General features: G+C 46.8%; 10 protein-coding genes. 3 read left to right on the top strand and 7 right to left on the bottom strand.

From position 1 onward, the window contains the following. The first annotated feature begins 169 nt into the window (after window positions 1-169). The gene (locus MHO32_RS09105; protein WP_239211318.1) at window positions 170-616 is read left to right on the top strand and encodes a GNAT family N-acetyltransferase; all 447 of its coding nucleotides are present in this window, start codon (window positions 170-172) and stop codon (window positions 614-616) included. A gap of 18 nt (window positions 617-634) precedes the next feature. On the opposite strand, the gene MHO32_RS09100 is transcribed toward MHO32_RS09105, so the two are convergent. Then, window positions 635-874 (bottom strand): RNA recognition motif domain-containing protein, encoded by a 240-nt coding sequence (locus tag MHO32_RS09100; RefSeq protein WP_005449890.1) that lies wholly within the window; start codon window positions 872-874, stop codon window positions 635-637. A gap of 362 nt (window positions 875-1,236) precedes the next feature. On the opposite strand from MHO32_RS09100, the gene MHO32_RS09095 reads away from it, so the two are divergent. Next, window positions 1,237-1,767, top strand: a complete 531-nt coding sequence (locus MHO32_RS09095; protein ID WP_005449889.1) for a GNAT family N-acetyltransferase — start codon at window positions 1,237-1,239, stop codon at window positions 1,765-1,767. A 95-nt stretch (window positions 1,768-1,862) separates the two neighbouring features. Here MHO32_RS09095 and MHO32_RS09090 read toward each other — a convergent pair whose 3' ends face one another. The 5 genes from MHO32_RS09090 to MHO32_RS09070 all read right to left on the bottom strand — a co-directional run bounded on the left by MHO32_RS09090 (window position 1,863) and on the right by MHO32_RS09070 (window position 9,246). Continuing rightward, window positions 1,863-2,372 carry a MerR family transcriptional regulator gene (locus MHO32_RS09090; protein WP_239211316.1) on the bottom strand — a complete coding sequence of 170 codons (510 nt, stop codon included), beginning with the start codon at window positions 2,370-2,372 and terminating at the stop codon, window positions 1,863-1,865. 179 nt (window positions 2,373-2,551) lie between these two features. After that, window positions 2,552-4,045 (bottom strand): sodium/proline symporter PutP, encoded by a 1,494-nt coding sequence (gene putP / locus MHO32_RS09085; protein WP_005449887.1) that lies wholly within the window; start codon window positions 4,043-4,045, stop codon window positions 2,552-2,554. 137 nt (window positions 4,046-4,182) lie between these two features. After that, the gene (locus tag MHO32_RS09080) at window positions 4,183-4,890 is read right to left on the bottom strand and encodes a 1-pyrroline-5-carboxylate dehydrogenase (RefSeq protein ID WP_005449886.1); all 708 of its coding nucleotides are present in this window, start codon (window positions 4,888-4,890) and stop codon (window positions 4,183-4,185) included. Between the two features lie 11 nt (window positions 4,891-4,901). Next, entirely contained in the window at window positions 4,902-8,033 is a 3,132-nt protein-coding gene (putA, locus tag MHO32_RS09075; protein ID WP_239211313.1) for a bifunctional proline dehydrogenase/L-glutamate gamma-semialdehyde dehydrogenase PutA, read from the bottom strand. Window positions 8,034-8,433: 400 nt separating this feature from the next. Continuing rightward, on the bottom strand, window positions 8,434-9,246 hold the full coding sequence (locus tag MHO32_RS09070; RefSeq protein ID WP_005449884.1) for an AraC family transcriptional regulator: 813 nt from the start codon (window positions 9,244-9,246) through the stop codon (window positions 8,434-8,436). Between the two features lie 774 nt (window positions 9,247-10,020). Here MHO32_RS09070 and MHO32_RS09065 point away from each other — a divergent pair. After that, complete coding sequence (locus MHO32_RS09065; RefSeq protein WP_009702374.1) at window positions 10,021-10,740, top strand: helix-turn-helix transcriptional regulator; 720 nt, start codon at window positions 10,021-10,023, stop codon at window positions 10,738-10,740. Window positions 10,741-10,808: 68 nt separating this feature from the next. Here the strand turns inward: MHO32_RS09065 and pdxH are convergent, their stop codons facing one another. After that, window positions 10,809-11,444, bottom strand: a complete 636-nt coding sequence (pdxH, locus tag MHO32_RS09060; RefSeq protein WP_005449881.1) for a pyridoxamine 5'-phosphate oxidase — start codon at window positions 11,442-11,444, stop codon at window positions 10,809-10,811. Window positions 11,445-11,456: the final 12 nt, after the last annotated feature.

Here is an 11,456-nt window from a genome sequence, read left to right as displayed (position 1 = left end):
GTGACTTCAAGATGCAGGATTCAGAGCGTTGTCATTGATTCGAGTTCAAGGAAAACAACACAGCGTAATAGCCAGCTCTTTCCAAGTTGTTTGACGCAGCCATTGGTTTAATTAAAAAAGCGGGGCAATGACAAGCTCCCGAAGGGCGAGCTGTCTTGGGTATATACAAGTGGCGGATTTGGTTTCTAAAGTTACACAACGCCACATCCTTGAGCACTTTACCGAAGAAGGAAAACAGCGCTTTCTCGCAAGAGTCGGACAAGATGTGACACAAGCAATAACGCATCCAGACTTCTTTGCCTTAGCGGCGTTCCACGACAGTAAAGTGGTTGGCTTTGCCGCTTTAAAAGATGATAACTATCTCACCCACTTATTCGTCGCAACCAAAGCTCAAGACCATGGTTTGGGTAAACAACTTCTCGATACGATACTGGACTCAACCCATGATAAGCCAAGAAGTTATGTGCGTCTTCGTTCAGCCCCCAACGCAGTTTCGTTTTATCACAAGCACGGTTTTGAACCTACCGATGATCTCTGCGAGAAAGAAGGAATTCGTTATGTGCCAATGCGATTAGCGCTCGTTTCCTCTCTTGAAATACAAAAAAGCCAGCAGTGATGCTGGCTTTTCTCTCTCTTAGTCTTGAGCGACTTTCACGCGAATCTTGCTTTTCGCTACGCTGGTCAAGTTCAGCGCTTCCAGTGCAGAAATCGCTTCTGCTTCATCTGGCATGATCACAAAGCCGAAGCCTTTTGATAAGCCGGTTTCTTGATCAAGAACCAATGTACAAAGCTCTACCTTCCCGTGTGCAGAAAACAGTGCACGCATGTCTTGCTCAGTCGTTTGACGAGCCAAGTTTCTTACTAAAAGTTTCATAGTGAACCTAGTGGTTTTAATAACCCTACGATTCTCTCAGGTTCTTCAAAACAAACCAAGTGAATAATATTGTATACCCAAATGACTTCATGATGCAGGATTCAGAGCGTTGTCATTGACTCGAGGTCAAGGAAAACAACGCAGCGTAATAGCCAGCTCTTTCCAAGTTGTTTGACGCAGCAATCGAGTCAATGACATGCTCCCAAAGGGCGAACTGCCTTGGCTTGTATACTTTGTTGCCGATTCTTGATTTAGACCCACTAGACCTTTAAATCGCCGCCGCGTATACGAACAACTAGATCATTCTAAGTACATCTGCTTAAATGATTTTTCTTTCATTTTTCACCCAAAGGAGAGCCGATATGGAAACGAAACGTCTTAAGCTAATCCCTGCTTGTTTAGAACGTGCAGAAGAAGCACACCAAGCAGTACTGCGTAGCCAGAAGACACTCGAAGTGTATCTTCCTTGGGTGCCACATGTGCTCACACTAGAAGCAATGATTGAGGGGACAGAAAAAGCCATCGCCAACTTTGAAAGTTTTGAAGGGGAGTTGCGTTACTTCATTATTGAAAAAGAAAGCGACCGTTTAATTGGTGCAGTAGGCTTAATGATTCGTGATCAAGAAGTGCCGTCGTTTGAAATCGGTTACTGGTTGGATGATGCCGCGGTGGGCAACGGCTACATTTCCGAAGCGGTGCTTGAGCTAGAGCGCTACGCGTTTGAAGACCTCGGTGCAAGACGCATTGCGATTATGGCAGATTCAACCAACCTAAAAAGCCGTGCTGTCGCAGAGCGTTGTGGTTATGACTTTGAAGGTGAGTTGAGACACGACCGCCTCTCTACCTCAGGGGAATTGAGTAACACTGTGGTTTACTCAAAGATCCGTTTCTAAGCAGTTTATGATTAAGTAAGCTGTTATAAAAAATAAGCCTCACGAAGAGGCTTATTTTTATTTAACCGGTTTTTAATGTCCTGCTTAAGCGCTAATTATAGAGCGCGAATGCGCACAATTTCGTCTTGCTCAATACCCAAAGATTCAAGGAATTTTTGGTGCTCAGCAGGCTCCATCTCTTCAAATTTCTGGTGCCATGTCACCATGTCGCTTTCAGAGAAGCCCGCCGCTTGCATGATTTGTACCCAACGTTCTTTAGTCACAATATTATCCTCTATCAGCAGTGGTTCTTGTAATAGCACCACGATCGCTTTTTGCTGCGCTCGCAGGTTTTGAATCTCGCGTTCGAGTTCATTGAAATGGTCTTTCAAGATCTCCGCTTGAGATTTGCCTTTCTGTGCCAACAAAGTGCGTATGCTGGAAATCGGTAACCCATAAGAACGATAAGACGAGATGTTTTTTAAACGCTGCATCTCTTTTTCTCCATACCAGCGATAACCGTTTTCTGAACGATGTGCAGGCGCTAGCAAGCCTTCACGTTCATAGTAAAGAATCGTAGTACGAGAGAGTCCACACTCTCTGGCCAGTTGGGTTACGGTTAGCATAGTGGCTCCTTTTGTCGGTACAGACATAGCATCAGCCCTACACTGATAGACGGGTCAACACGTTTTTTACTATACCTCAGAAATTCTCGAATTGAGGTATTACGGGTCATTCAAATCACCATCGAGTAAGCACAAAAAAGCCCGCGACGAACGCGGGCTTTGTTTTTAATTGAGAGGAATTAGTCTAGCTCAACCAATTTCTTCTCGTATTCTTTGTGTTGCTCAAGTACTTCTTGCGCTGCACCACCAGTCAACTTACTTACAACAATGATCGCAATCGTTGAGAAGATGATGCCCGGTACGATTTCGTACACATCGAACCAACCGCCTGTTAGCTGTTTCCAAACCACGATAGTCACACCACCGATTAGGATACCTGCTAGTGCGCCGTTGCGGTTCATACCGCTCCAGTAAAGGCTAAGCACAACTGCTGGACCAAACGCTGCACCAAAGCCTGCCCAAGCGTAAGATACAAGACCGAGAACAGAGCTGTCTGGCGTCATTGCTAGGAATAGCGCGATAAGAGAAATCACGATAACGCCTACACGACCAATCATTACCACTTCTTCAGACGTTGCATCTGGCTTAATCACTTGCTTGTAGAAGTCTTCTGCTAGAGCAGATGACGATACTAGAAGTTGTGAATCCGCAGTACTCATTACCGCCGCTAGGATTGCCGCCAATAGGATACCGGCAATCACTGGGTGGAATACCGTGTTCACCAATAGCATGAAGATTTTCTCACCATCTTCTAGTTGCGTACCAGGGTGACCTGTTACCCACACTAGACCAACAAGACCAACTAGCATTGCGCCCGCCATAGAAAGCGCAGTCCAACCTACAGCGATACGACGCGCTGTTGTTAGGTCTTTGTTCGAACGAGAAGCTTTAAAACGCGCTAGGATGTGTGGCTGACCGAAGTAACCTAGACCCCATGCCACCAACGAGATGATCGCGATAGCCGATAGAGGCTCGCCTTTCGTATCGTTCCATAGCGTTAGTAGCTCTGGGTTAATGTTGTGCATGTCCGTCGCCAATTGACCTAGACCACCATCCATCACAGCAACTGGCACGATCATTAGTGCAGCTGCCATCAATAGACCTTGCACCAAGTCCGTCCAAGATACCGCTAAGAAACCACCGAATAGCGTGTAAGAAACCACACACACCGTGCCAATGATAACGGCAATGCTGTAATCCAAGCCGAATACGGTCTCAAACAGTTTGCCCCCTGCTACCAAGCCTGAGCTGGTGTAGAAAAGGAAGAATAGAAGAATGAAGAACGCAGAGATTGTCTGAATCAGTTTCGACTTATCGTTAAAGCGACGCGACAGGAATTCAGGCAGCGTTAGCGCATCAGTTTGAATGCTGTACGTACGTAGACGTTTTGCACTGATTAACCAGTTTAGCCATGTCCCCACAAGCAGACCACCTGCTAGCCAGAACGCTTCAATACCTGCTGCATATGCATACCCCGGAAGACCAAGTAGCAACCAGCCACTCATGTCTGATGCGCCTGCAGAAAGTGCCGCTGGCCATGGACCAAGGCTACGACCACCTAGGAAGTAGTCTGATGAATTGGAAGTCCTCTTATACGCGTAAACGCCAATGGCAACCATAATTAGTAAGTACGCCACAAAAGTGGTCGTGATAGCAAAGCTATTTTCTATCATTTGATAGTCCTCGTTATAATTATTTCCTTCCTTGCCTGCTTTGATATTTTGCCATCGCAGCAATACATCAAAGTAAGAGATACCAACCCGAGTAAGCTCTCAGGCTCTTTTGGTTCAGATTGGTATCACAAGTCAGGTTAGTGGGAGTCGCTTCCCAACTCGAGTAGAGTCGCGTTACCGCCCACCGCTGTAATATTTATCGTTCGAGTACGCTCGGTAATGAAGCGCAACGACAGATGAGGATCATGAGTCAATGTCGGTGACTCTAAATCCGTTTCAGAAACTAAGCCGACGATGGCACCGTCACGCTTAGCCAGTTGCAGGTTAAGCGCATGCTCAACCTGTGAATGCCCAACATAACCCACACTACGTACGTCGCTGTCTAACAACGGGGAAGACGCATCGTACGCAACCACTTGGACTAAGTTAGATGGGAAGTTTGCTGACGCCACAGCATGCTTAACCAATTGAGTAAGCTCTGTATTGTCACTACAAATCACCACGCTGTTGCCTGCAATCAGAGCACAGGTGATCATTGCAAATGTGCTGTTCAGAGCGTTCTCGGTATTTGCTAGATTGTTTTCACAAACAACCAAAGCCACACCGCGACCCGCTGCGTACAGCTCGTTAGTTTCACCCGTAGGCCCCACTAACTGATGAGTTTCTGCTAACAGAGTAGACGCTTGCTGCAAGTGGTAAGACACCACTTTGCCAACCACGCTATGCTGCTCTTCAATCGCAGATTTAAATGCCAGCAAATGCTCACATTTGTAATCAAAATCGGTCAGATTCCACTGCTCCCACGCAGAGAATGCATCTTTAAAAAACGTGATCTGATGAACCATAATGCGACTCCTTACGCCTTCTCTGCTTGAACAAGATGTTGTTTAGTAAAGCGGTATAGGTAGTGAGGACCACCAGCCTTCGGACCCGTACCCGACAAACCTTGACCACCGAATGGCTGAACGCCAACCACCGCGCCAACCTGATCACGGTTGATGTAGCAGTTACCCACACGAGCGTGTTTTTCAATCCAACGGTAAGTGGTTTCGTTACGGCTGTGGATGCCCATTGTGAGACCAAAACCGGTTTGATTGATTTGCTCAACCACATTTGGCAACTCAGACGCTTTAAAGCGAACAATGTGCAAGATAGGACCGAATTGCTCTTCTTTCAGAACATCAATGCCCGAGATTTCGAACGCACTTGGTGATACAAAATCACCGTGCTGACACGCTTCATCCAACTGCAATTGAGCAACTTTGGTTTGCGTACTTGTCATGTGCTCTAGGTGAGCAAGGAGTTTGTTCTTTGCATTGCTGTCGATAACCGGACCCACATCCGTTTTGTGCAGGTAAGGGATACCAACATGCAGTTCATTCATTGCACCTTGGATAAGGTTGATGATGCGATCTGCAACGTCTTCTTGAACGAACAGAACGCGCAGAGCAGAACAACGTTGACCAGCAGAAGCGAAAGCGGAACGAATCACGTCACGCACAACTTGCTCTGGCAGTGCCGTACTATCCACAATCATGGCGTTTTGACCGCCAGTTTCAGCGATAAACGGGACTGGCTTCGCGTTACGCTCGGCAAGCGTAACGTTGATGCGCTGCGCTGTTGCTGTCGAACCAGTAAATGCCACACCTGCAATCGCATCGTGAGATGTTAGTGCATGACCAATTTCACCACCACGACCCGGCAATAGCTGAATCACGCCCGCTGGGAAGCCGGCTTCTAACATCAATTCAATCGCACGCGCCGCAATTAAGCTGGTTTGCTCAGCTGGCTTAGCCACAACTGTGTTCCCTGCAACCAATGCCGCTGTGACTTGACCAAGGAAAATCGCGAGTGGGAAGTTCCATGGGCTGATACAAACGAATACACCCAAACCTTCACGGCTTGAAATGCGCTTCACACCATCAAAACCTTCCAATTCAAACGGCTGAAGATTTTGCGCTTGTTTCGCGTAGTAACGACAGAAGTCGACCGCTTCACGCACTTCATCAATACTGTCATGAATCGTCTTACCTGCTTCTTGGTGACAAATCGCCACCAGCTCAGCCAAGTTTTCTTCCATCAGATCCGCAAGCTTATCTAGGCACACTGCTTTTTGTTCAATCGCGGTGCCTTTCCACTCTGGGAATGCAGCATCAGCCGCTTCGATTGCAGCGGAAACATGATCAAGACTTGCGAAAGCCACCTGACCCACTTCGATACGGCGATCGTAAGGGGCAGTAATGATCTCTGCGGAGTTTTCCTTGATCATGCTTTCGGCATGTTTTTCGCCGTTGATGATCGGACCCGCAGTCCACTTCTGATTCAGGAAGCTTTCAACCTGTGCTTCAAACGGCTTCGCTTCGCTGTCGATATCAACGTTGACACCATATGAGTTTTTACGCTCTGGGAAGATACCGGTTGGCATTGGGATTTGACCGTTGTGCAAGGTCTCAAACGAGGTCAGCACATCAACAGGGTGATGCGTCAGCTCTGAAATTGGACAACGCGCGTCCACCAAACGGTGCACAAACGAGCTGTTCGCGCCGTTTTCTAGTAAGCGACGAACCAAGTAAGGCAGGAGGTCCGCATGGCTACCGACTGGCGCGTAAATACGTACTGGCTGACCATAAGTGTCCATCACATGGTTATAAAGCGAATCGCCCATACCATGCAGACGTTGGAATTCGTAATCTTTGTGCTCTGCCATTACAGCAATCGCCGTAACAGTGTGTGCGTTGTGACTAGCAAACTGCGGGAAGATATTGCCACGCACGCCTTCGCTTAGTAGGAAGCGCGCGCACGCTAGGTAAGCAACATCCGTCGCTTCTTTGCGCGTGTAAACTGGGTAGTTCTCGTAGCCTGCTTGTTGTGACCACTTGATTTCGCTGTCCCAGTACGCGCCTTTTACTAGACGCAGTGGGATCAGATCACCCTGCTCTTTCGCTAGACCGTTTAGCCATACGAGTACAGGTAGTGCACGTTTCGAGTAGGCTTGAACTACTAGACCAAACTTGCCCCAGCCTTTCACTAGGTCGCTGCGGTACAGCTTTTCAAACAGTTTGAGTGACAGCTCAAGACGGTCCGCTTCTTCTGCGTCAATCGTGATGGCAACATCCACCTCAATAGCGCGCTTAAGCAGTTGCGTTAAGGTGTCGTAAAGCTCTGTCATCACGCGTTCTTCATTCGCCACTTCGTAACGTGGGTGAAGTGCAGAAAGCTTGATAGAAACAGAAGGTGCAGGGCTTGTGTCACTGCCGTACGTTTCACGACCAACGGCTTCGATCGCCATTAGGTAGTCTTTGAAGTACTTGCTTGCGTCTGCTGTGGTCAGCGCCGCTTCACCCAACATATCAAATGAGTAAGTGAAACCTTTGTCGCGCATTGGGCGACCGTTCTTCTGCGCTTCTTCAATCGTACGACCACGTACAAACTGATGACCCATGATCTTCATTGCCTGATACATGGCTTTACGAATCACAGGTTCTGAGAATTTATTTACCAGACGGTTTACAGCCTGACCTGGGCTCTGGGTTTCCTGCTCACCAAGACCAATCACTTTACCTGTTAGCATTAAGCCCCAAGTTGAAGCGTTAACGAAGACAGAATCAGAACTCTTAAGGTGAGATTTCCAGTCAGCAACGCTTAACTTATCTTTAATCAGCGCATCCGCCGTTGCTGAATCAGGAATACGCATCAATGCTTCTGCAAGACACATCAGCAAGATACCTTCATGAGTATCTAAGCTGTATTCCAGCAATAGCGCATCAATCATCTGAATTGACTTTTTATCCGCACGGATGGCTTCGATAAGCTGGGTTGTTTGGGTCGTGATTGCCGATTTTTCTTCCGCTGTCGGCGTTGCTAGTGGCAATAATTGCTCTAGCCATTGAGACTCGTCCACCATGTACAATGGCGAGATCAGTGACCACAATTTATCAAGCGGCTGCTCGATAAATTCCGGTGTTAACACGTTCGTTGCTGTAAACATGCGTTTTCCTCAATCTCTCTCCTCGAAAACCGCTTCGAGGATCATCAATGGCTGGCAGTGTATTTTGAGCCCGAGAAGAATACTTGTCAAAAACTCCGAGCTTTTTGCTAAAAACTCGCTTTTATAACAAAACATCTACATAGTCACACGCAAATACATAATATATTGTGTTGTAAAAATTCATCTTTGCATGTCATTTACAACAAAAGCAGGCGGGTTTTGAGCAATTTCTGTTTGAATAAGAAGGATTTAGATTGCGCTTTTGTGAGGAATGGACAAAAACATTGAAATTTTCCGGAGAATTACGCAAAAAAGTTCGACTTTCCTGTGCAAAACACAAGCACAAAAAAGCCGCGACTCATACGCGGCTTCGCTCAAATAAGCAACTTGATGAGCAGTGTTAGCCAACCTGTTTCTTATACTGAGAAGGTGATAATCCTTGTAAACGAGTAAAGGTATGAGTGAAAGTACTTTGGCTTGAGAAACCGGTGAATTCGGCAATTTGCCCCAACGTTAGGTGACCTTGTTCAATCAAATCGCGCGCCATATCGATGCGTTTGCCGAGCACGTACTGATGCGGCGTAATGCCCATCTGATCTTTGAATAAGCTATGGAATTGGCTTTCACCCAAAAATACGCTGCCAGCCAATTGCGCCACGCTGATTTTGTGGCTCAAGTGCTGTTCGATGTAACGGTCAATCGCTTCCAGATCAAAGCGTGACTCTTTCCTTGAGGTTTCAAATGCTGATATATGACGCTGCATAAGAGCGATCACGGTGTCATTACACGCACGGCTAAGCAGTAAATCGTCTGGATGATTACGCATCTCTTGCACCAGCATTTGAATCAGCTTTTGAATCTGACCATCCAATTGGAAGTAAAGATGAGAGCGTTCTAGGTTATTGATTTTTTGCAACATCTCAGGATCATCGTTGGCAGGCTTTGGCATATTAAGCACCAAGATGTCTGATTGATGAATCACGCCACCGAAAGCATGATCAGAAGATGCCGTTACGATGCAACCTTGCCCCGGACCAACCAAATTGCCCTGACCACGAACTTCGAATTCTGCTTGTCCCTTTAAACCGATCACGATCTGTGTGTAAGCATGATCATGGCAATCCATATAAGACGGAAGCGTGATCAACTCTGCTGGTTTAGGCAGCATGATCTCTTTATATAGCGGGGCTTTCGGGTTATCTGAATCACTCATTTCAAACAGTCGTCTTTACACGGTCGGCTTATATCTTGGCATCATATACCTTCTCTGTTGGGTTGCAAATCTTCCCCAATCCAATCGCACAAGATCAAATCAACACGATCATTGCGCTCTACATGATCATAGTTCCGGAACGATGATCATGTAAGAGGAACTTACGGTCAATGTGCAACCAATTTTTTTAACAAAAACGGACAGATAGCAAAAATTACCAAAGATGAGACAAGCCAATAGCAAAGATCTTTGGGGTTGAAATGCACATCAATGTAAGCAACAAGGTAAAAACTACGATCGAAAGCGCACGAAATGCCCGAAAAACAGGGGCATAGAGGGATTTCCCCCCTTACTAATATGCTCACAATTCAATACATTAGACCTCGAGCTCTAGGATGCATACGACCCTGAGCTCATCGGTATCTACTTGATACCTCTAACTTACTTAGCAGACCCTCGCTATGTAATTTAGAACCTCTTCTACACGTCGACAAGATTATATCTTGTGTTGCCAGCCCGTCTTCAGGCTGGCTTTTTTTTGTCTCACGCCAATGAAAACAATGGCATAAGCTGATAATATATCGACCATCTCACCGTATCCTGACGTTAATCATCACGCTGAGTTATCCTGATCGACCTTCTCTCTTCCAGTTCCATCTGGCGCGATTCTCGAAAGCATGATCAAGGCAGTGTTGTAATAAAAACGCGGGATAAGCGAAGTGAGAATACTGACCTGCAATCAAGCAGGCGATATGTAGCAGTAGTGAGTCCCTTGTGAATATTCCAGTCAATACCATAGAACAGTCGCTCCTTCGACAGCTACCGGGTTGTTGGGGATGCAAAGATAAAGATTCGGTATTCCGCTATGTGAATCAGGAATACGCAGAATTGATAGGCTACGATTCACCTGAAGTCTGTATAGGCAAAACAGACTTTGAGGTCGCAAGCCCTACCATTGAATGTGCAAAAGAGTTTCAAGAACAAGATAGGCACGTAATTGAAACAGGCGAGTCGCTAAAGATCCTTGATATCCACCCTTATCCAGATGGTCATTGGCGAGCGCATATTTTTACTAAGACGCCTTGGCGAGACGACGACGGCAACATCATTGGCACCATATTTTATGGTCGCGAACTTACTGATACTGCCGTCATCGAAGTGGGATATTGGGTATGCAGAGCCATCGGTGGCACGCCCAACCAGCAGTCCATCTTTCGTTTTTCTAACCTGAAACCCGAGCCAGAAAAGCTGACCTGCCGTGAGCAAGAGACTCTGTTCTTGTTGCTGTATGGCAAAAAGCCGCAATTCATCTCACAGGTCATGGGGATTTCAACCAAGACCGTAGAAGGGCATGTTGCTCGTCTGCGCACTAAGTTTGAAGCCAACAGTAAGAACGAACTTATCGACAAAGCCATGGAGGCAGGCTACGGATCGATTGTGCCGAAAACCCTGCTTAAACATCAGCTTTCTGTCGTGCTTAACGGTGAACGTTGATTCGCCATTGGGTAAACACAAAAACACCGCCTATTGAGGCGGTGTTTTTTATCTCTTTGTCAAAGCCATTACGGCGCAAGGCGATCGATGTCCCACTCGCCTTCTTGATTTGAGAACAAGAAACGGTCGTGCAGACGATGTTCACCACCTTGCCAGAATTCAATGCTTTGCGGCTTGACGCGGAAACCACCCCAGAAGGATGGCATCGGGATTTCACCCTTGGCAAACTTCTGCTTCAACTCTAGGAATTTACCTTCCAATACACCACGTGCAGAAATACGGCTACTTTGTTTGCTCGCAATCGCAGCCAATTGGCTGTCTTTCGGACGAGAAGTGAAGTACTTCATGTTCTCCATCGGCGTTAGCTTTTCTGCCACACCTGTGATGTGAACCTGACGCTCAAGTGGATGCCATGGGAAATGCAGGCTGATGTTGCTGTTGTGCTCAAGCTGCTGCGCTTTACGGCTGCCCAAGTTGGTGTAGAACACAAAGCCATCTTTATCGACGTTTTTCAGCAGCACAATGCGTTGAAACGGCATGCCATTTTCGTCCACTGTCGCGACCGTCATTGCGGTTGGATCAGTCAACCCTGCTTGTACCGCTTGCTCTAACCATAGGTTAAATTGATCAATCGGATCTGCTTTTAAATCTTTACGACGCAGGCCACCTTTTGTGTACTCACGACGAATATCAGCAAGTTCCATCTTCACTCCTTC

The sequence above is a fragment of the Vibrio sp. MMH1-50 genome (assembly GCF_022347645.1).
GTDB lineage: Bacteria > Pseudomonadota > Gammaproteobacteria > Enterobacterales > Vibrionaceae > Vibrio > Vibrio harveyi.
The sequence above is the reverse complement of the archived record's forward strand: the minus strand, read 5'-3'. Positions and strand labels throughout refer to the sequence as shown.